The organism is Pseudomonas sp. MDT1-16 (assembly GCF_054898115.1).
The window spans coordinates 160,650-180,733 of the sequence record NZ_CM142717.1 but is presented as its reverse complement, the minus strand read 5'-3'; the positions used below and the strand labels follow the sequence as shown (position 1 = coordinate 180,733).

Sequence of the window (20,084 nt, the reverse complement as noted above, 5' to 3'; positions counted from 1 at the left end):
GAGCTTTGCATTAGCCGATGAAAGAAGCACGGATGACGACCGGTCGGTCACTGGCTGCAGGCGTTGGCGGGGCTCGCTCCAAGCCTTTTCAGCGGCTAAGGAGGGGGGCAGTTTTTGTCGTTTTTATGATCTCGGGCAGTTTGGTCCGAGCATTTGCTTGTGTATGCTCCGTCGACGTTTCGGGCTCATGCTCATCATTATAAGAACAAGAACATTGCCTATGACCCTCAGCACCGACCTGTCGGGCCCCGTTGTGGAGCCCCGGGTTATCCGCAAACAGTACGCGATGGAAATGGCGGTCGAACGCACGCGTCTGCTTTATCAGGGCTCGTTGCTGCCCACGTTATTCATGTTGATCAATGGTCTGGTCTGCGCTGGCTTGCTTTGGAGTCCGCAGCGCTATTTCCTGGTCAGCGTCTGGCTGGTGTGGCTGTTGTCGCTGGTGGCATTGCGGGTGATTCAAGTCGCAGCCTTTGATTCGGCGATACCCAACCGCCAAGCCCAGCCGATCTGGCGCCGCATGTTTTTGCTGGGGTCGGCCATGACCGGCCTGACCCTGGCCGGCGCCGGCATTGCCCTGGTACCCGCCGACAATTTCATGCAGCAAGCCTGGGTGTTCGGCCTGATCGGCGCAGCGGCGCTTTCGGCCAGCGTTGCCTACGCGGTCAACCTGCCGGCGTTTCTGTCCTTTACCTTGCCCTGTTTGTTGCCGGCCATCGGCTATCTGTTCTGGGGCGGCGATGAACAAGGTCAGGGATGGGGCTGGTTCGGGTTGATTTTACTGGGCGCGCTAAGTGTGGTCGCCTGGCAGGTCAATCGGCTCATCGATAGCGGGCTGTTGCGGCGCTTCCAGAATCAGGCATTGATCGAGCACTTGCAGCAGGCCCAACGTTGCAGTGACCAGCTCAATCACAAGCTGGCCAAGGAAATCGACCAGCGCCGTCGTGCCGAAGACGAACTGCGGCAAATTCAGATCGAGCTGGAAAGCCGCGTCGCCCAGCGCAGCCTGGAGCTGGACGCCGCCAACCAGGCCCTGAGCAAGAGTGAAGCGCGTCTGGCGCTGGCGTTGAAGGCCAGTGAGTTGGGCTTGTGGGACTGGAACCTGCAAACCGACGAAGTCCATCACACCCACCTTCAGGAGCTGTTCGGCCTGGAACCGGAACTCGTAACGGCGATGCTCCGCCACCTCAAGCCGCGCTTGCACCCTGATGACTTGCCGTCGCTCAAGCGCGCGCTGGTCGAGCATTTGAAGGGGCGCAGCGAGGATTACCAAATCGAGTACCGCGTGCGCCACGGCGATGGCCATTGGGTCTGGATTGAGGACCGAGGACGAGCCGTTGAGCGCGGCGAAAATGGCCGAGTGATCCGCATGGTCGGCACCCGTCGCGACATCAGTGTCAGCAAAGGTCTGGAAGAGCAGCGGCAATTGGCCGCGACGGTGTTCGAGGCCGCCAGCGAAGGCATTGTGATTTTCGATCCGAATTACGCGCTGATCGCGATCAATCAGGCCTTCAGTCGAGTCACCGGCTACGACATTGAAGACATGATCGGACGCAACGTGATTGAGTTGCCATGCAGTCGCGATGCCCGCCGGCACTACGCGGCGATTCATCAGGCGCTGGAGCAGCACGGCAGTTGGCAGGGCGAGCTGGTAGAAACCCGCAAGAATGGCGAGGTGTATCCGCAATGGTTGCAACTTAATGCTGTGCGCGATGCTCGGGGAAATGTGAGCCATATCGTGGGCTTCTTCGCCGATCTATCGGCTCGCCGCGAATCCGAAGAACGCATGCGTTACCTGATTCATTACGACGAATTGACGGGTCTGGCTAACCGTTCACTGTTCCGCGAACGGCTAAGCGAGGCCCATCAGCGGGTGCGCCAGGGCGGCCACCGCAATCTGGCGTTGCTGCATATCAATCTGGATCGTTTCAAGCTGCTCAACGACAGCCTTGGCCATGAAATCGCCGACCAACTCTTGCAGAAAATGGCCCGGCGGCTGGTCAATGCGTTACCTGAGGCGGACACCATCGCTCGCTTATCCGGCGATGAATTTGCCGTGTTGTTCAATGCCTACGGCAACCTGTCGAGTCTGGCGCGGGTAGCGACCCGACTGTCGACCAAGCTGCGTTTGCCGATCACTGTCGATGGCCATGAACTGGTGGTCAGCGCATCCATGGGCATCAGCCTGTTGCCAGACAACGCGCGAGAAATTTCCGCGCTGGTCAGTCAGTCGAATATGGCCATGCAGCACGCCAAGCACCTGGGCGGAAATAACTTCCAGTTCTACACCGACAGCCTGCAAGCCAGTACGTTGGAGCGCTTGCAGCTGGAAAATCAGCTGCGTAAAGCCATCGAAGAGAAGCAGTTGAAGGTGTTTTACCAACCGAAACTGTGCCTCGCCACGGGTCGACTGAATGCCGCCGAGGCGCTGGTGCGCTGGGATCACCCGACCATGGGGCGGGTGCCGCCGGGGGACTTCATCGGCCTGGCCGAGGAAACGGGGTTGATCGGTCCGATCGGCGAGTTCGTGTTGCGTCAGGCTTGTTGGCAAGCCTGTGAGTGGCAGCGTCAGGGGCTTGAACCGATTCGGGTGTCGGTCAATCTGTCGGTGCATCAATTGCGTCAGGGCAAACTGGTCAGCCTGGTGCGTCAGGTGCTGGAAGAAACCGGTCTGGCGCCGTACTACCTCGAGCTGGAACTTACCGAAAGTCAGTTGCTGGACAGCGTCGAGCACATCATCGCGACCTTCCAGCAATTGCGTGATTTGGGGGTTAAGTTGGCGATCGACGATTTCGGCACGGGTTATTCGTCCTTGAGCTACCTCAAGCGCATCCCCGTGGATTACGTGAAGATCGATCAGGCATTTATCCGCGGTCTGGGGGAGGGCAGCGAGGATGCGGCGATCACCCGGGCAATCATTGCCATGGCGCACGGGTTGTCGTTGAAAGTAGTGGCTGAAGGGGTGGAGCGGCCGGAGCAGCTTGAGTTTTTGAAAACCGAGCACTGCGATGAAGTGCAGGGGTATTTGATCAGCCGCCCGGTCGAGGCCGATGGCCTGGCCGAGCTGTTGCGTGCGGACGCGAAACCCTTGTAGGGGCTACATGGAGCGCATGTGGCGTGAAATGGGGACATCGAGTTACGCATTGAGCAGGCAAAAAGCCGATTCTTGTAGTATAACTACAAGCGCGCTACATCCCCGGCACCTGCCAATAACAAAGAGTCCAGCCCTTTGAATCTGCTGCAACACATCGCCCAGTCACGCCACCTCTTACGCAAGTCGGAGCTCAAGGTCGCCGACCACGTGCTGCTTGATCCTGCGGCGGTGATGCACAGCTCCATGGCCGACCTGGCCCACAACGTGGGCATCAGCGAACCGACCATCGTGCGCTTTTGCCGCGCCATCGGTTGTTCCGGTTTCCAGGATTTGAAGCTGAAGCTGGCGCAGAGTCTTGCTGCCGGCGCGAGCTTCGGGCAGTTCGCGATTCATGAAGACGATTCAGTCGCTGACTACAGCCTGAAAATCTTCGACACCACCCTGCACACCCTGATGGAGGTTCGCGAGAAGCTCGATCCGGTGGAGTTGCAGCGCGCTGTGTCGCTCATGTCGCAGGCCCAGCGGGTCGAGTTTTATGGCTTTGGTGCTTCGGGTGCAGTGGCGGCAGACGCCCAGCACAAGTTCTTCCGTTTGTTGCTGACGGCGGCGGCGTATTCCGACCCGCACATGCAGGCGATGTCGGCGGTCACATTGAAACCGACCGATGTGGCGATCTGTATTTCCCAGTCCGGGCGTTCCAAGGACCTGTTGATCACCGCCAATCTGGTGCGTGAAAGCGGCGCTTCGCTGATCACCTTGTGCCCGAGCCAGACGCCGTTGGCTGAGCTATCGACCGTCAACCTGGCGATCGATGTGCACGAAGACACCGAGATCTATACGCCGCTGACCTCGCGGATCGCTCACCTGGTGGTGATCGACGTGTTGGCGATGGGCGTGGCCATGGCGCGCGGGCCGAGCCTGGTCAATCACCTCAAGAGCGTCAAGCGCAGCCTTCGCAGCTTGCGGCTGTCGCCTAAATCGGTAAAAGCGCTGGACGATTGATTCGTCGTTTGGCTTGAGAAAGTCTTCGCGGGCAAGCCTCGCTTCTACAGGTTAAGCGGTGCCCGTAGGAGCGAGGCTTGCCCGCGAAGGCGTCCTCAAATACGACAACTTTCATCTGCCTGTAACGTGCAAGCCGCCAAACCGTCATCCCTGGTGCCCATCCTGTAACTCCCGTAATCGCCTTGGGAGACTCGAAATGGCCCAGCCCTACGAAGAACGCAACAGCGCCGTCAGAACCCGTCGTCAGCAGGAAGACCAGCGCCGCATGGAATTTCGCCGCGCTATCGAAGATCGCTGCGAACGCCGCCAGCTTCTGGCCGAGATCGGCGATTTTCCTGGCGATCTGGAGCTCAACTACTGGCAGGCCGCACCGGCAACTTCCCGTCGAAGCGCTCAACCAGCGCGCTGATCTGCACCCGCTCGCTGCGAATAAACGCAAGGAACGCGTGCGCCACCGGCGACAGCCGTTTCGCCTTGGCCTGCACCAGGCACCAGCTGCGGTACAGCGGCAGCTCTTCGATCGGCAGCTCTATGAGTGCGCCGGTCGCCAACTCAAGGTTCAGGGCGTGGCGCGTCAATAGTGCCAGGCCCAGACCCGCCAGTACGCATTCACGCTGGGCTTCAGCCGACGCCACTTCCTGGGTCTGCGTGAAGTGCACGCGCTTTTCCTTGAAATACTCCTCGCAAGCCAGCCGCGTACCTGAGCCCGGTTCGCGCAGTAGCAGGGTGTAGGGCTCAAGATCCTGCAAGCGCAGCGGTCCCATATGGGACAGCGGGTGATCCGGCGGCGCCACGGCGACAATTGGATTGTTGAGAAACGGCAGAAACTCCAGCCCCATGTCTTGCGGCACCATCGACATGATCACCAGATCATCGCGGTTGTCCGACAGGCGTCGAATCACTTGGCCGCGGTTGACCACTGTCAGGTGCAGGTTCACTTCCGGATGCTGGCGTTTGAACGCGGCAAACAGATGCGGCACGAAATACTTGGCGCTGGATTCGACCGCCAGTTTCAGCTGACCTTGCAGCGATCCCTGCATGTCTGAAAGCTGCATGTCGAGGTTTTCCAGGCGTCCGAAAATATCCCGGCTGGCGCGCTGAAGGGCTTCGGCTGCCTCGGTCATGTAAAGCTTTTTGCCGACGTAATCGAACAACGGTTGACCAATCAGCTCCTCAAGTTGACGAATCTGTAGGCTCACGGCAGGTTGTGTGAGAGACATTTCTTCAGCTGCGCGGCTGTAGGACCTCAAATCACAGACTTCATTGAAGATCTGTAATTGACGCAATGTCATACGCATCAATGACTTACGCATTTTTTTGCGCTCTCGCTGCAGACTGATGCGTCAACTATAAGTCTTTACTTATGGCTGACCCAATTATTATTCATTTTTGTTAATCCCTTGTGAGGGCTAGTGTGGGGCTGCGACTGAATCGAAACATTTGGTCACGCGTCGACCTGGGCTACCAGGTCGTGGGTACCACCGGCTCAAGGGAACCTCCAAGTGATAAAAAAGATCCTGATCGCCAACCGTGGTGAGATTGCCGTACGAATCGTGCGTGCCTGCGCCGAGATGGGCATTCGCTCGGTCGCGATCTATTCCGACGCCGACCGCCATGCCTTGCATGTGAAGCGTGCGGATGAGGCCCACAGCATCGGTGCCGAGCCACTGGCTGGTTACCTGAACGCGCGTAAACTGGTGAATCTGGCGGTGGAAACCGGTTGTGATGCGTTGCATCCCGGCTACGGCTTTCTTTCGGAAAACGCTGAACTGGCAGATATCTGCGCAGAACGCGGCATCAAGTTCATCGGTCCATCGGCTGAAGTGATTCGCCGTATGGGCGACAAGACTGAAGCCCGTCGCAGCATGATCAAGGCCGGCGTACCCGTCACCCCGGGGACCGAAGGCAACGTCGCGGACATCGCCGAAGCCTTGATTGAAGGCGACCGCATCGGTTATCCGGTGATGCTCAAGGCGACTTCCGGTGGTGGTGGCCGGGGTATCCGTCGCTGCGACAGCCGAGAAGAACTCGAACAAGCCTTCCCGCGAGTCATTTCCGAAGCCACCAAGGCCTTCGGTTCGGCGGAAGTGTTCCTGGAAAAATGCATCGTCAATCCGAAACACATCGAAGCGCAGATCCTCGGCGACAGCTTCGGCAACGTGGTGCACCTGTTCGAGCGTGACTGCTCGATCCAGCGCCGTAACCAGAAGCTCATCGAAATCGCCCCGAGCCCGCAACTGACCCCGGAACAGCGTGCCTACATCGGCGACCTGTCGGTGCGTGCGGCCAAGGCCGTGGGTTACGAGAACGCCGGCACCGTGGAGTTCCTGCTCGCCGAGGGCGAGGTGTACTTCATGGAGATGAACACCCGGGTGCAGGTGGAACACACCATCACCGAAGAAATCACCGGCATCGACATTGTGCGTGAGCAGATTCGCATCGCGTCCGGCCTGCCGCTTTCGGTGAAACAGGAAGACATCCAGCACCGCGGTTTCGCGCTGCAATTCCGGATCAACGCCGAAGACCCGAAAAACAACTTCCTGCCAAGCTTTGGCAAGATCACCCGTTACTACGCGCCCGGCGGCCCCGGCGTGCGCACCGACACGGCGATCTACACCGGCTACACCATTCCGCCGTACTACGACTCCATGTGTCTGAAACTGGTGGTATGGGCGCTGACTTGGGAAGAGGCGATGGATCGTGGCTTGCGCGCTCTGGACGACATGCGCCTGCAAGGGGTCAAGACCACCGCCGCGTACTACCAGGAAATCCTGCGTAATCCGGAATTCCGTAGCGGCCAGTTCAATACCAGCTTCGTTGAAAGCCATCCTGAACTGACCAACTACTCGATCAAGCGCAAACCCGAAGAGCTGGCCCTGGCCATCGCCGCCGCCATTGCCGCCCACGCAGGCCTGTGAGGAATATTCCAATGACTAAGACCCCTGTTTCTAAAAAGATACACGTTACCGACACAATCCTGCGCGACGCCCACCAATCGCTGCTCGCCACCCGCATGCGCACCGAAGACATGCTGCCGATCTGCGACAAGCTCGACAAAGTCGGCTACTGGTCGCTGGAATGCTGGGGCGGCGCGACATTCGACGCCTGCGTACGCTTCCTCAAAGAAGACCCTTGGGAGCGCCTGCGCCAACTGCGCGCGGCATTGCCTAACACGCGTCTGCAAATGCTCCTGCGTGGCCAGAACCTGCTGGGCTATCGCCACTACAGCGATGACGTGGTCAAAGCCTTTGTTGCCAAGGCCGCGGTCAACGGCATCGATGTGTTCCGCATCTTCGACGCCATGAACGACGTGCGTAACCTGCGCGTCGCTATCGAAGCAGTAAAAGCTGCCGGTAAACACGCCCAAGGCACCATCGCGTACACCACCAGCCCGGTGCACACCATCGAAGCCTTCGTGGCGCAAGCCCGGCAAATGGAGGCCATGGGTTGCGACTCGGTGGCCATCAAGGACATGGCTGGCCTGCTGACGCCGTACGCCACCGGCGAACTGGTCAGGGCGTTGAAATCCGAGCAATCGCTGCCCGTGTTCATTCACTCGCACGATACCGCTGGCATGGCAACGATGTGCCAACTGAAGGCCATCGAGAACGGCGCCGATCACATCGACACCGCGATCTCCAGCTTCGCCTCGGGCACCAGCCACCCAGGTACTGAGTCGATGGTTGCCGCCCTTAAAGGCAGTGAGTACGACACCGGCCTGAACCTGGAGCTGCTGCAAGAGATTGGCTTGTACTTCTACGCCGTGCGCAAGAAATACCACCAGTTCGAAAGCGAGTTCACCGCCGTCGATACCCGCGTGCAAGTCAACCAGGTGCCGGGCGGGATGATTTCCAACCTGGCCAACCAGTTGAAAGAGCAGGGCGCTCTGAACCGCATGGCCGAAGTGCTGGCCGAAATCCCGCGCGTTCGTGAAGACCTCGGCTTCCCTCCGCTGGTGACCCCGACCTCGCAGATCGTCGGCACCCAGGCGTTCTTCAACGTGCTGGCCGGCGAGCGCTACAAGACCATCACCAACGAAGTGAAGCTTTACCTGCAGGGTGGCTACGGCAAGGCGCCAGGCATCGTGAACGAAAAACTGCGTCGCCAGGCCATCGGCAGCGAAGAAGTGATCGACGTGCGTCCGGCCGACCTGCTCAAGCCGGAAATGACCAAACTGCGTGCCGAAATCGGCACGGTGGCCAAGTCTGAAGAAGACGTGCTGACCTACGCCATGTTCCCGGACATCGGTCGCAAGTTCCTCGAAGAACGCGCCGCCGGCACCTTGGCTCCAGAAGTGCTGCTACCGATTCCTGAAGCCGGCGGCGTGACCTCGGCCGGTGGCGAAGGCGTGCCGACCGAGTTCGTCATCGACGTCCACGGCGAAACCTACCGCGTCGACATCACGGGTGTCGGCGTCAAGGCTGAAGGCAAGCGTCACTTCTACCTGTCTATCGACGGCATGCCGGAAGAAGTGGTGTTCGAACCGCTCAACGAATTCGTCAGCGGCGGCAGCAGCAAGCGCAAGCAAGCCACTGCACCGGGCCACGTCAGCACCGCCATGCCGGGCAACATCGTCGACGTGCTGGTCAAGGAAGGCGACACCGTGAAAGCCGGTCAGGCCGTGCTGATCACCGAAGCGATGAAGATGGAAACCGAAGTCCAATCGGCCATCGCCGGCAAAGTCACCGCCATCCACGTGGCCAAGGGCGACCGGGTGAACCCGGGCGAAATCCTGATCGAGATCGAAGGCTGAGTTAACAGCCTCGATATACCGCTTTAAACCTCGGGGGGGCATGTGCTCCCCTTTTTTTCGCCTGTCGTTTGTTCAGCCAGTTTGTTGGCTGATATTCCGCTATCGCGAGCAGGGAATGCGGCGTTCGGTCAGTGATCAGAACGCCATCCGCCACTGGCCCATAACGCCGTGGTTGCGGCTATCACTGCCGACCTCGCCGCTGAGGCCGACCCCTACGCTGTGTGTGGCCGACAGCCCAAGGTCCAGGCCGGCATCGACCTGCAGGCTGTCACGGTCCAGCGCTGCGCCGGAAACGGTGAAGTCCCTCCCGCCCGTCACTAATCGCTGGCGGGTGTCGCTTTCCACCTCGCCATAGGTATGTTTCCAGCCGGCACTGAATCGCGGCGTTAGTTGCATGCCGTTGTCCAGGGTATTGAGCATCGCCAGTCGCAGGCCGAGTGCGCTGTTGACGTTGCGCCGGGTTTGGCCGTGGACCTTCAACGTTGCGGCGCCTCCTTTTTCGGTGTAGCCGTCGCGCTGATAGCGTTGGTAGCCAAGGCTGGCGAACGGTTCGATGCTGACGTCGGCACGGCCCAGGTTGTAACCCACTTGCGCGAAGGCTTGTTGGGTGTTGGCGTCGAAACGGCCTTCCGGACGGTCGCTGAAACCGTTGAACGCTACCCGGCGTTTGGTGTTGCCGTCGTGATTGCTGTAGGTCGCCCCGAGTCGCAGGGACAGGGGGCCGTTCTGGCGCAGGGCATAGGCGCCCAGGTGCCAGCTGTCGAGATTGGCATCCAGACCCCGACTGTCCAGGCGCGTTTCGGATTTACCGCCCAGCACGCCGATGCGCCATGCCTGATCCCCGCCCCAATCCGCGCCCAGCACCAGGCCTTGGGTCGAATGTTTCAGGGCGTCGTTATCGCGATCCAGTGTCCCTCCGTGGCCTAGCGCCTGCAGCCAGACCCTGCCGCTGGCTTCACTGCCGGCGGCGAGGCGTGGGGCATTGCCGGGTCTTTTGTCGCCGCCGGCGCTGTCCAGCTGACCCATGGCCGAGAGCATGGTCGCGCTGATCGGGCTGTCGCTGTTGAGGGTTGCTTTCGCGAGGTTGGCGTGGTTGCTGGCGGCCATTTGCTCGATGGCGCGCGATGCCGTTTGTTTGTCGGCCGTCAGCAGGGCGGCGACAGCGGCGTTGATGGGTATGCGAAGCTTCGGAACCGTGCGCGCGGCATTGGCCATTGTTGCGCGAGTTGACACAGGCGTACCCGCGACGGTGGAGGGTGGCGTCACTGTCGGGGGTATTTCTGCGATCGTTGTTGACGTAGCGGACGGGTCAGTATCGACCGCTGGATGCAGGGTTTCGGTGTGGGTAAAAGTATCGTCAGCAGGCGCATGTGCCTGGGGTAAATCGTTCGGATCGATGATGCTTTTGCCTAATTCCTTTCCGCTGCTGGAGTTCGCAGCGCTTTCGAACGGCGTGGCATTCCGAGTAAAGATCAGATCGACATGCTCTTTCTGGTGATCGAATTTGGGCGTTAGAAAGGCCAGGTTGCTGACGATTTTTCCAAATTCTCCTTCGACCCGCTTGGCGACAAGAATGCGCTGGTCGCTGAGTGTCGCGTAGTCGCTTGCTGTGGTGACGATCTTGAGCGTGGCACCTCCCAGGCTCGCGGTACCACCGACGGTTATCGTCCCGCTGTTACGGTCGGGATCAACCTCGTAGGTTAATTCGGCCGTGTTGGAAAGGGTCAAGTCACCCTTGACCGTCGGGGCGCCGTGCATTTTATCGACGGCTAGCTTTCCTCTGACCTGCAGCGCACCGACGGTACCGTTGCCGGTAAAAAAGCCTTTTTCATCAATAGAGACGTTACCCAGGACGATCCCCGAGTTATTCAGGGTGCCGCCGGATTGCACCGTCACTCCGGCGCCAATTGTGCCGGTGTTGACGAGCGTTCCCTGGGTGAACGCCTCGCCGTTGATCAGTCCGTCGTTTATGAGCGTTGCTTTGGGACGCACCCATACGCCGGTGTCGAAATTGCCGGGACCGTTCGAGGTCCACGTGCTGCGTTTGATCTCCAAACCGTTGAAGCGACGACTATCGTCTAACTTGCCACCACTGGCGGTATCCAGTTGCAGAAAATTGGTACCTGCGCCTCCGTCGATGACCCCGGCGATGCTTCCACGCCCGGACACGATGACCAGGTCGTTTTCGTCACCGAATGTCCGATCAATTCCTTCCGCTGCCTTGGTGATCGGTGCCTTGCGGGTGTCGGGGTTGTTCATGAATGCTTCAAGCGCATCGACGGGCGGATCCGCCGTTTCGACCACCAACGCACCGGCCTGCGTCGAAATCTCTTGGGCGAACGAAAAGTCAGTACAGCCAAGGGCAAGCGCAATCGCCAAGGCGAGGTGGTGGGGTCGGCACTGATGTTGAGCGATCATAGAGTTCAGCCTCGTTTGAAGTGAGGCCAAACTCTAAAAGTTGATCCGGGTTGAAGATGCCGGGCGTTTCCGGGCGCTTTGACAGGCTTGGAGACGTCGCCTGTAGCCGAAAAATGGCCGGGTTTCGGCAGAGGCCGGATTCACCCGACCATCAGACGTCTTTCCTTACAGCGATCCCGGACGCGTCCGTTGGCGAAAACTCAGAAACTCATCTGCCACTGCCCAATCAGCCCATGGTTGCGGCTGTTGCTCCCAATCTCCCCGCTGTAACCGACCACCACCGAATGCCGCGCCGAAATGCCCAGATCCAGCCCGGCTTCCAGCACCAGGCTGTCTCGATCCAGCGAACTGCCATCAACACTGAATGCAGTTCCCCCGACTACGGAGACCTGACGCGTCGAGCTGCTTGACGTCGCCGTACGTGTGCTTCCAGCCTGCGGTCAGGCGTGGCGTCAGGCTCATGCCGTTGTCCAGAGTATTCAGGTGCGCCAGACGCAGGCCGAAGGTGTTGCTGAAGTTTTAATCGGTTAATGATTCCAGATATGCATTTTAATGCAGTCCAAGGAGCCCCTGCGGGTTGCTAAATGCACTATATTGCATTCACAGCGTTAAAAATCTTTCAGATATGCATTTAAATGCAGGTGATGTCGGCATGTTCAATCTGACCTTACAAATCTTTGCGACCGGGAAATGGCACGACGCCATGGTCTTAGATTTCGACGACCCTGGGAAAGGTTTCGAAAGCCGATGCAACTTTGGTTACTTGACGCCCTATCTCGTCGAAAACATCGAGTGCATTGGCAGTCCCTTCGCCAAGGCAGTCAGTGCCAGGTTTCCCTTGGAATGGGACGGCCAGCGATCCAACGCGCCGGCATTTGTGCATGACATTGCACCTGCCGGTGCCGCCAGGAAATTCCTGCTGGCTCACGTAGGTCGGGACAAACCAGCAGAGATCAGTGCTGACCTTTACCTGCTGGCCCGAAGCACGCCAGCGCCCATTGGCAACATGCGGATAAAAGAATCTGTCGAGGCCCTGGACCCGCGTGAGCTGATGGGGTTTGAACGCCAGGAGGTCGTCAGTCGCGATAATCGATTTCTCGAGTACGCCTATGAACAGGGTGCTGCGATTGGCGGCGCAACCGGCGCCGGTGGCGAGGCACCCAAGTTGTTGTTGGCCGAAGACAAGACCGGACTTTTGTACCCCGATGCGGTACTCGAAGACGCAGACGTCGTTCAGCATTGGTTCGTGAAGTTCGCTCGCAATAAAGGAACCAGGGCCGATCAGGACATCCTCAGAAGCGAGTACCACTACTACAAAGCGCTGCAAAAACTGAGTATCGAAACGGTGGCCGAACAGGGCCTGGCTTTGGAAGAGGCGACCAAACCCAGCCTGTGGATGCAGCGATTCGATCGGCAAGTGACCCCTCAGGGTGTCGAGCGATTCGCCGTGGAGTCGATCTACTCCTTGGCGAACATCACGATTCCCGGAGGCGCCATGAACCATATGGAGGTTATCCGGCTGTTGGCGGGACTTTGGCGTGATGCGGGCCAGGCGGACCAAATCCCGGATCTGGTTGCTGACTATCTGCGTCGGGACTTGATCAATAAAATCCTCGGCAACTCGGATAACCATGGCCGCAACACCGCAATTATCCGCGACGCAGCCTCGTTTCGTCTTGCGCCGATTTATGACCTGGCGCCGATGGTGATGGACGACGAAGGCGTGACACGCACCACCAAGTGGCCAAAAGAGCTGGAGAGAGCGGGCGACGTGGATTGGCGTGGTGTCTGTCAGGCATTGGCCGATATTACCGATCCAAAGGACCCATTGGCCGCGTTGAGCGGGGCGCCGGACTCTTTTGAACGCTTGCGCGAGGATGCCAAACACCTTGCGGCTCTCCCCGACATTCTGACGGCCAGCGGTTTGCCCGCCGCAACAATGAATCACCCACGAATAGCCTTGAACAATCTGGAGCAGCGTTTGAAAGAGTGGGACCTGAAATGACCATGACCGTTGCCGAGCGAACTGTACTCATCGAAAGCATTCAAGAAGGGCTTGCCCAGGGAACAACTGAAATAGGTGAAGCCGTGCGCCGCTTGCGAGTGGAAGTCACCGGCCTGCACCAGACCCAATTTGCAAGGATGTGCAAAATATCGGTGCGCACGCTGGTGCATATCGAGCATGGAGAGGGCAATCAGACACTGAGATCGCTGAATGCAGTGTTCAGACCGTTCGGACTGAAGATGGGCGTGGTGCGGATTCGGCGCGACTTGAACTGATACTGTACCAACCGCTATGGGAGCTGGCTTGCTCGCGATATGACGGCAGTGCAGTCAATTACGCCCCAGATACGCCTTCCCCCCGCGCCTGAATCAGCTCCGAACCAATCGACATCACCCAATAAATCACCGCCGGCGTCGTCAGCATCTCGATGTAGCGATAGCTCGAACGTCCATATGATTGCGCCAGAAACATAACCTCCCAAACCCCCATCACCGAGATCAGCGATGAGTCTTTGAGCATCGAGATGAATTGGTTGGTGGTCGGCGGGAGGATGGTGCGCATGGCCTGGGGCAGGGTGACCCGCCAGAAGATCACGGTTTCACGCATGCCCAGGGCCAGGGACGCTTCACGTTGGCCGTGGGGGACGCCGAGGATGCCGGCGCGGAATATTTCGCTCAGGTAGCCGCCGTAGTTTAGCGACAGGGCAATGATGCCGGCGGGGATGGCGCCCGGGGCGATGCCGAGTTGTGGCAGGCCGAGGTAGATCAGCAGGATTTGGATAAGCAGCGGTGTGCCACGAAAGAGCGAGGCATAGAAGCTCGCGATCCCAAAGGCCACGGCGCAGCTGAGCGAAGACGTCACGCACGTTGGCGTCCCACTGGGCGTCGCCTTTTTCAATGGCCACCGAGTTCGGCTCCGAGTACAGCGGCTCGCCGGCGAGCTTGAAGCGTTTGTCTTCGGTCAGGCGCGGTTGTGCATTGACAAGGTTGGTGAGGATCGCGTCCAGTCGAACGCCAGCACCCAGGCCGAGGTCCTGGAAGGCGACATTGTCGGTGTCATACGGCGCGGGCCTTGCTCGGGGTCATGGAGCAGATGCAGATGTCGTAGCGACCACTCCAGCGACCGGCGGCGATCACGTCCCAGGACGGGGTTTCGAGGCGCAGTTTGACGCCCAGTTTGTCCGCCACGGCCTTGGCCACGTCGACGTCGAATCGCCCAGAAACTCGCCTAAAAGATCGCTCCCACTCCGCGTGGGAACGATCGTCAGGTGCGGCACTCCGCTAACGTTTTCACCTGCCCCGAATCCGTCTGGTTCTCATCGGACAGCCAGCGCTCAAACCCCGCCCCATTCGCCGGCCATTCCGAATCCAGAATCGAATACCACGCGGTATCCCGGTTCTGCCCCTTCACCACCATGTGCTGGCGGAACACGCCTTCAAAACTGAACCCCAGTCGTTCGGCTGCGTACTTGGAGCGGGCATTGCCGTTGTTGCACTTCCACTCCAGGCGCCGGTAACCCAAGGCAAACGACTCTTTGGCGAGCAGATAAACCGCCTCGGTGCTTTTCGGTGAGCGCTGCATCGGCGCACCAAACGTGACATGGCCAATCTCGATCCGACCTTGTGAAGGGACAATCGACATCAAACTGAGGATGCCCTGCACATCGCCGCTGGCACGGTCGATCACGCTGAAGAAGTACGGGTCGTTATTGGCTGCATGATTGTTCAGCCAATCGTTGAACGCGCTGCGCTCCGGAAAAGGACCGTAAGGCAAATAGTCCCAGAGTTTCGGGTCGGAACCCGGGCCTTGCAGGGCCTTCCACAAACCGTCGCCATGACGCGCCGGGTCAAGTTTCTCCAGGCGGATGAAGCGCCCTTCGAGGGTTTGAACCGACGGTGCCGGAACGCCTTTCCAGTCGGTGAGTGAAGTCGACATGTTGTTCTCCTCGAACCTTAAAGGGTTTTGCGAAACTGGATGAAACCGGGGCGTTCGGCGATGCGCTCATAAAGCTGAATCGCGGTGGCATTGGTTTCGTGAGTCAGCCAGTGGACCTTGCAGCAACCGTCCTCTTTGGCGATGGCGTAGACGAATTCGATCAGCTGTCGGCCGACGCCGGTGCCGCGCGTTTCCGGCACTACCAGCAAATCTTGCAGGTAGCAGGCGTTTTCGATGCTCCAGTTCGAACGATGGTAGATGAAGTGCACCATGCCCACCGCTTTGCCGTCGGCCCAGGCCAGCGCGGCATGGGTCGGCTCGCTTGGGTCGAGCAGGCGCTGCCAGGTGCTTTGGGTGACGGCCTCAGGCAGTTCGGTGTTGTAGAAGCGCAGGTATGCTTGCCACAAAGGCAACCAGGTGGTGTGGTCGTCGGCGGTGACCTGGCGGATGTCGATCTGACTCATGGTCGTTCCTTAACGCATCAAGTGGGCGAGGGCCTGGTCGTGCACATCAGGGCTGGCGGCAAGCCCCTCGCGCACACCGGCAATGTCTGCAACGTTGCGGTTCTGGCTGAGCTTGCGCTTGCCTTTCAGACGCTGGATCGGCATGGCAAAACCAACGATGGCCTTGAGCATCCCATCAATGTAGTCGGCGGGGGCATCGACGACTTTCCATGGACTGGCGCGACCCGCTTCATGACGATCAGTCAGGGCGCTGACCAGAGTGCGCAGGCGATCGGCGTCGGTGAACACTTCGGCCGTGCCGTACGCATGTACGGCGACGTAGTTCCAGGTCGGCACGACTTTGCCGTGCTCGGCTTTGCTCGGGTAAAACCCTGGGCTGACGTAAGCATCGGCGCCGGCAAAAATCACCAGGGCTTCGGCGCCGCTCTGCAATGCCTTCCATTGCGGATTGGCCTTGGCGAAGTGTCCGTAAAGGGTGCCATTCGGACCCTGGTCTGAACTCAACAGCACCGGCAAATGGCTGGCTTGCAGACCTTGTTCCCCGTGTGTGACCAACACAGCGAGGCGGGTGCCGAGTATCTGTTGGTGCAGTTCATGCAAATCCTCTATGGCAAAGCTGCTTGGGTTGTACATGGAGATTTTCCTTGGCGAATGCTTGCATCCTAGGCAGGCTATTGGTCTGTTGTAAGAGCCATTAACGACAAATTTCATAGGTCCATTGCCATGACCCGCGAGCCACAGTCCTTGTCATTCAACCCAGCGGGTATCGAACTCGATCGCCGCCTGGGTTTGAGTCGCCAGCTCTATCAAGCGCTTCGCGTACGAGTGCTCGACGGAAGGCTGGCCGGCGGTACGCGATTACCCGCGAGTCGCGATCTGGCGGCGGCGTTGTCAATTTCCCGAAACAGTGTGGTCCGTGCCTACGATCAGCTCTACGCCGAGGGCTTTATTGATGGGCGTGTCGGTGATGGGACTTATGTCGCACAGTTACCGCAAACCGCGCTCCCGGCAAAAAAACTATCCACAAAAGTATCCACAGGGTTGTCAACAGGGTTACCCACAGCCTTATCCACAAACTGGCTGGATTTACCTGTGGTTTCATCCAGCAAAGTTATCCACAGCGGCGCATTGGGGCGCGTTGAAAGGAACCATTTGGCCCTGCCTCCCGTCGGCCCACCCCGCGCATTTCGGGTGGGTGTTCCGGCTTTTGATCTGTTCCCGTTCGAGGTCTGGGCCAAGCTGAATGCGGCTTTCTGGCGTAAACCGGATCTCCAGCAGTTGTGTTACGGCGATCCGGCGGGCGATGAGCGTCTGCGCGGACTAATTGCCGCGTACTTGCGCAGTTCCCGGGGGATGCAATGCACGGCTGAGCAAATAGTGATCACCAGTGGCGCACAGCAGGGGATTAGCCTTTGTGCACAGCTGCTGGTCGAGCCAGGCGATGGGGTGGCCATTGAAAATCCGGGATACCGCGCGGCCGGTCATGCGTTCGCCGTGGCCGGTGCGCGATTGCACGGGGTGGCGGTGGACAGCGAGGGTATCGACTGCACCGAATTGAACGGGCTTAACGATTGCCGATTGGCGTATGTCACACCGTCGCATCAATACCCGACCGGGGTGGTGATGAGTCTGGCGCGACGCCTGGAGTTGCTGGCCTGGGCCGAACGCACCCAGGGCTGGATCGTCGAGGATGATTACGATGGCGAATACCGTTACAGCGGCGCTCCGCTGGCGCCGTTGGCTGCGCTGGATCGTCAGGGGCGGGTGCTGTATGTCGGAACGTTTGGCAAGATTGCATTTCCAGCGCTAAGACTGGGTTACCTGGTCCTGCCGCCGGCGCTTGTGAGCGCTTTCTCTCAGCGGCGCGCGGTCGATGTCCGACATTCCGAAGTCAGCACCCAAGCGGTCATGGCGGAGTTCATGGCCGCGGGGCATTTCCAGCGGCATATCCGACGCATGCGCCGTGCCGCGTTGAGTCGACGCAATTGTCTGTTGGCCCGTTGGCCAATAAACATCGAGGGCGTTGGCGATCTGCCCAATGTGGTGGCCGGGTTGCACTTGACAGTCCCGGTGAGCAGCGTGGCGCGCGAACGCGAATTGATTGAACAAGCCGAAAGCGTGGGCGTTGAGGTCAATGGTTTGAGTCGTTACTGGTTGCCCGATTCGCAGACACCGCTGGATCAGCGAGCCGGGCTGGTGCTGGGTTTCGCCGCTGTACCAGAATCGGCTATCGAAGCGGCTCTGGAGCGGTTGCAAACAGTTTGGGACGATTGACGCGTAATTGCATCTCACTTGACCGCCTAATTGCATCGCCACTGACCAGTTGCTTGCATCCGACTAGACCAGTCATTTGCATTCGCGCTGACCAGTTGTTTGCAGTTGATGGGTGTCAGCGGGTGCTACTCAGGGGGAGTGCGTCAGCCAAGCACTGAAGGACTGCAATCGACCCTAAGCAGTCATTCGGTTAATGGGCTTTTGAACAAAATGCACCAAAGTTGATCCAGCCCGCCACAACTACTCCCACTGTCTCTTTCACCGTTTCCCAATTCTCTGGATTTCCCCCATCGGCGCAGGCTCTTCATCGCTGTGCTGCTGGCAAAGGAATTCACGTATCGCTTCGGCAGTGCGCCTGGCACTCGTCACCACGAAAAAATGCCCTTCGCCCTTTAGGACGTGCACTTCGGAACGGCGGATGGTGCGGCGCAGGATATGCGCGTTGTACATCTGCACCAGGGTGTCGCGGTCACCGGTGAGGATCAGCGTGCGTTGGCGCAGACGGAACAGCCGCAGCAGGCTTGTCCAGCCGACCAAGGCGGCGAGCTGGTGGTAATAGGTTCGCGGGTTGACGGTGAGCATGCCGTTTCTCACACCGAAGTGAAGCAGCGTCTGTATCGAATTGCGGGGGCCTTCTTGCTTGCGCAGTGTGGCGCTTTTGCTCCTGCCAAAAAAATCCACGATGTCGGCGGGCTTCACCAGCACCACCGGGCCTGCCGAAGTCGCCGCGAGGATCAGCCGGCGCACCATGCTCGGGTAACGCAGGGCAAATTCTTGCGCCAGTGCACCGCCCCAACTCACGCCGAACACATCGGCTTTGTCGATTCCCAATTGCTTGAGCATCTCGGCAATCAGGTCGGCATGGCGCGGCAGACGCATCGGCCAGCGGGGCATTTGCGATTTGCCGACACCGGGCACGTCAAACGTTATGGTCGTGTAGTCCACCAATTCTTTGCGCAGGGGATCGAACGCACGGATCAAACCACCCAAGCCGTTGAGCAAGAGAAGCGGTGAGCCTTGACCGCAGATTGAAATATTCAATTCCAACTCTTTGATGGTTAGTCGGTGCGTTGTCATGGGATTTACCCTTGGCCTAACTGCTGTTAAGACAGCGTCTTGCGTTTGCTTCGCAAAAAAGGGTGCGATTTTTATTGGCATGCCTCAGCGGGCTCTGGCAAACACCTTGATGTGCGGCGACCAATGATGATACTCATCGAAACTGCCGAGAGGCCAGAATGGAATCTCGCCCTGAGGACACACGGACATGAGTGCGCGAAAAATTTTGATCACAGGTGCTGCTGGCAAGATCGGCAGCGCTTTTTGGACTGCGTATGGCGATAAACTGAGTTTGCGTTTAGCCGATATCGACGTAAATAGTTTTCCGGACTCAGTAGAATGCTTCGCTCTCGACATCCGGGATCAGGCCAGCTGCCTTGCGGCCTGCGAAGGAATTGACACCGTTATTCATTTAGCGGCTGATCCTAATCCAGATGCTGACTTCATGACCTCTGTCCTGCCGGTGAATATTGTTGGCACCTACAACATGCTGTTCGCCGCGAACGCGCAAGGCTGCAAGCGCTTCATCTTTGCCAGTAGCGCCCAAGCCATCGAAGGTTATCCAAAGGATGTGCAAGTCCACGAATGCATGGCGCCCAGACCCGGCAATCTTTACGGGGTCGGCAAAGCGTTCGGGGAAGCACTGGCGTCGTTGTATGCAAACGAAGGTGAGATGACGACCATCGCCGTGCGCATTGCCAACGTCGCCCAATTTCAACCGGGGGAAATTCACAGTCCCAGGGACGTCGCTGCGTTTATTAGTGTGAGGGACGTCGTCGCGTTACTGCGAAATTGCGTTGAAGCCGAGCTGAACGGATTCCACGTTATCCATGGTGTCTCAGACAACAGATACAAACGCCTTGCTATTGATAAGACTAGAGAGGTCGTTGGGTACGCGCCCCTAGACGATGCATTTAAAATTCTAGAAGGGCACGCTCAGCCTGATTGAGTATGAAAGTTTTCCAGCTCACTTCGCGCTCTTCAAAAAGACAGCGAATCAGTCTTCCCGGGCAATGATGGATATCTTGCCGTTGCGCTCAATGGTAGCGAATTTGATTTCCTCCCGCTTTCCGTGCTTGATGA

Annotated in this window: 15 protein-coding genes and 3 pseudogenes; 9 read left to right on the top strand and 9 right to left on the bottom strand. The window is 58.8% G+C overall.

What is annotated here, in order from left to right; all coding sequences use genetic code 11:
- Positions 1-220 precede the first annotated feature (220 nt).
- The 3 genes from ACYZT3_RS00765 to ACYZT3_RS00755 all read left to right on the top strand — a co-directional run bounded on the left by ACYZT3_RS00765 (position 221) and on the right by ACYZT3_RS00755 (position 4,505).
- A complete protein-coding gene (locus tag ACYZT3_RS00765; RefSeq protein ID WP_462031298.1) occupies positions 221-3,094 on the top strand; it encodes an EAL domain-containing protein in 2,874 nt (957 codons plus the stop codon).
- Positions 3,095-3,229: 135 nt separating this feature from the next.
- Positions 3,230-4,096 carry a transcriptional regulator HexR gene (hexR, locus tag ACYZT3_RS00760; protein WP_008156648.1) on the top strand — a complete coding sequence of 289 codons (867 nt, stop codon included), beginning with the start codon at positions 3,230-3,232 and terminating at the stop codon, positions 4,094-4,096.
- A 196-nt stretch (positions 4,097-4,292) separates the two neighbouring features.
- Positions 4,293-4,505: a PA3496 family putative envelope integrity protein gene (locus ACYZT3_RS00755; RefSeq protein WP_282376361.1), complete on the top strand. Its 213-nt coding sequence runs from the start codon at positions 4,293-4,295 to the stop codon at positions 4,503-4,505.
- On the opposite strand, the gene ACYZT3_RS00750 is transcribed toward ACYZT3_RS00755, so the two are convergent.
- Entirely contained in the window at positions 4,447-5,409 is a 963-nt protein-coding gene (locus tag ACYZT3_RS00750) for a LysR family transcriptional regulator (RefSeq protein WP_282376360.1), read from the bottom strand. The genes ACYZT3_RS00755 and ACYZT3_RS00750 overlap by 59 nt on opposite strands.
- Positions 5,410-5,598: 189 nt before the next feature.
- Here ACYZT3_RS00750 and ACYZT3_RS00745 point away from each other — a divergent pair, with 189 nt between their 5' ends.
- On the top strand, positions 5,599-7,014 hold the full coding sequence (locus tag ACYZT3_RS00745; protein ID WP_282376359.1) for an acetyl-CoA carboxylase biotin carboxylase subunit: 1,416 nt from the start codon (positions 5,599-5,601) through the stop codon (positions 7,012-7,014).
- A gap of 11 nt (positions 7,015-7,025) precedes the next feature.
- Positions 7,026-8,849, top strand: coding sequence for a sodium-extruding oxaloacetate decarboxylase subunit alpha (gene oadA / locus ACYZT3_RS00740; RefSeq protein ID WP_282376358.1), 1,824 nt, complete (start codon positions 7,026-7,028; stop codon positions 8,847-8,849).
- Between the two features lie 135 nt (positions 8,850-8,984).
- Here the strand turns inward: oadA and ACYZT3_RS00735 are convergent, their stop codons facing one another.
- Both ACYZT3_RS00735 and ACYZT3_RS00730 read right to left on the bottom strand, forming a co-directional pair.
- A complete protein-coding gene (locus ACYZT3_RS00735; RefSeq protein ID WP_462031297.1) occupies positions 8,985-11,267 on the bottom strand; it encodes an autotransporter outer membrane beta-barrel domain-containing protein in 2,283 nt (760 codons plus the stop codon).
- A gap of 200 nt (positions 11,268-11,467) precedes the next feature.
- Positions 11,468-11,786 (bottom strand): annotated as a pseudogene (locus ACYZT3_RS00730) (autotransporter outer membrane beta-barrel domain-containing protein); the annotation flags it as partial.
- A 133-nt stretch (positions 11,787-11,919) separates the two neighbouring features.
- Here ACYZT3_RS00730 and ACYZT3_RS00725 point away from each other — a divergent pair.
- Entirely contained in the window at positions 11,920-13,272 is a 1,353-nt protein-coding gene (locus ACYZT3_RS00725; protein WP_462031296.1) for a HipA domain-containing protein, read from the top strand.
- Entirely contained in the window at positions 13,269-13,547 is a 279-nt protein-coding gene (locus ACYZT3_RS00720) for a helix-turn-helix domain-containing protein (RefSeq protein WP_462031295.1), read from the top strand. Before ACYZT3_RS00725 ends, ACYZT3_RS00720 begins: the two co-directional genes overlap by 4 nt.
- 58 nt (positions 13,548-13,605) lie before the next feature.
- Here ACYZT3_RS00720 and ACYZT3_RS00715 read toward each other — a convergent pair.
- The 5 genes and pseudogenes from ACYZT3_RS00715 to ACYZT3_RS00695 all read right to left on the bottom strand — a co-directional run.
- Positions 13,606-14,115, bottom strand: a pseudogene (locus ACYZT3_RS00715) (amino acid ABC transporter permease); the annotation flags it as partial.
- Positions 14,066-14,483: pseudogene (locus ACYZT3_RS00710) on the bottom strand (transporter substrate-binding domain-containing protein); the annotation flags it as partial. The pseudogenes ACYZT3_RS00715 and ACYZT3_RS00710, both read right to left, overlap by 50 nt.
- 52 nt (positions 14,484-14,535) lie before the next feature.
- Positions 14,536-15,207: a GNAT family N-acetyltransferase gene (locus tag ACYZT3_RS00705; protein WP_462031294.1), complete on the bottom strand. Its 672-nt coding sequence runs from the start codon at positions 15,205-15,207 to the stop codon at positions 14,536-14,538.
- Positions 15,208-15,224: 17 nt separating this feature from the next.
- The gene (locus tag ACYZT3_RS00700; RefSeq protein WP_282376354.1) at positions 15,225-15,671 is read right to left on the bottom strand and encodes a GNAT family N-acetyltransferase; all 447 of its coding nucleotides are present in this window, start codon (positions 15,669-15,671) and stop codon (positions 15,225-15,227) included.
- Positions 15,672-15,680: 9 nt separating this feature from the next.
- Positions 15,681-16,304: an FMN-binding negative transcriptional regulator gene (locus ACYZT3_RS00695; protein WP_282376353.1), complete on the bottom strand. Its 624-nt coding sequence runs from the start codon at positions 16,302-16,304 to the stop codon at positions 15,681-15,683.
- A gap of 90 nt (positions 16,305-16,394) precedes the next feature.
- Between ACYZT3_RS00695 and pdxR the strand changes: the two genes are divergently transcribed.
- Entirely contained in the window at positions 16,395-17,945 is a 1,551-nt protein-coding gene (pdxR, locus tag ACYZT3_RS00690; RefSeq protein ID WP_282376352.1) for a MocR-like pyridoxine biosynthesis transcription factor PdxR, read from the top strand.
- Between the two features lie 258 nt (positions 17,946-18,203).
- Here pdxR and ACYZT3_RS00685 read toward each other — a convergent pair whose 3' ends face one another.
- The gene (locus ACYZT3_RS00685; RefSeq protein WP_462031293.1) at positions 18,204-19,103 is read right to left on the bottom strand and encodes an alpha/beta fold hydrolase; all 900 of its coding nucleotides are present in this window, start codon (positions 19,101-19,103) and stop codon (positions 18,204-18,206) included.
- Positions 19,104-19,209: 106 nt separating this feature from the next.
- Here ACYZT3_RS00685 and ACYZT3_RS00680 point away from each other — a divergent pair, with 106 nt between their 5' ends.
- A complete protein-coding gene (locus ACYZT3_RS00680; RefSeq protein WP_449644515.1) occupies positions 19,210-19,950 on the top strand; it encodes an NAD-dependent epimerase/dehydratase family protein in 741 nt (246 codons plus the stop codon).
- Positions 19,951-20,084: the final 134 nt, after the last annotated feature.

Bases quoted from the DNA above. Each gene is read 5' to 3' on its own strand.
- ACYZT3_RS00765 (WP_462031298.1), top strand. From the start codon at position 221: ATGACCCTCAGCACCGACCTGTCGGGCCCCGTTGTGGAGCCCCGGGTT.
- ACYZT3_RS00755 (WP_282376361.1), top strand. From the start codon at position 4,293: ATGGCCCAGCCCTACGAAGAACGCAACAGCGCCGTCAGAACCCGTCGT.
- ACYZT3_RS00750 (WP_282376360.1), bottom strand. From the start codon at position 5,409: ATGCGTAAGTCATTGATGCGTATGACATTGCGTCAATTACAGATCTTC.
- oadA (WP_282376358.1), top strand. From the start codon at position 7,026: ATGACTAAGACCCCTGTTTCTAAAAAGATACACGTTACCGACACAATC.
- ACYZT3_RS00735 (WP_462031297.1), bottom strand. From the start codon at position 11,267: ATGATCGCTCAACATCAGTGCCGACCCCACCACCTCGCCTTGGCGATT.
- ACYZT3_RS00725 (WP_462031296.1), top strand. From the start codon at position 11,920: ATGTTCAATCTGACCTTACAAATCTTTGCGACCGGGAAATGGCACGAC.
- ACYZT3_RS00720 (WP_462031295.1), top strand. From the start codon at position 13,269: ATGACCATGACCGTTGCCGAGCGAACTGTACTCATCGAAAGCATTCAA.
- ACYZT3_RS00705 (WP_462031294.1), bottom strand. From the start codon at position 15,207: ATGTCGACTTCACTCACCGACTGGAAAGGCGTTCCGGCACCGTCGGTT.
- ACYZT3_RS00700 (WP_282376354.1), bottom strand. From the start codon at position 15,671: ATGAGTCAGATCGACATCCGCCAGGTCACCGCCGACGACCACACCACC.
- ACYZT3_RS00695 (WP_282376353.1), bottom strand. From the start codon at position 16,304: ATGTACAACCCAAGCAGCTTTGCCATAGAGGATTTGCATGAACTGCAC.
- pdxR (WP_282376352.1), top strand. From the start codon at position 16,395: ATGACCCGCGAGCCACAGTCCTTGTCATTCAACCCAGCGGGTATCGAA.
- ACYZT3_RS00685 (WP_462031293.1), bottom strand. From the start codon at position 19,103: ATGCCAATAAAAATCGCACCCTTTTTTGCGAAGCAAACGCAAGACGCT.
- ACYZT3_RS00680 (WP_449644515.1), top strand. From the start codon at position 19,210: ATGAGTGCGCGAAAAATTTTGATCACAGGTGCTGCTGGCAAGATCGGC.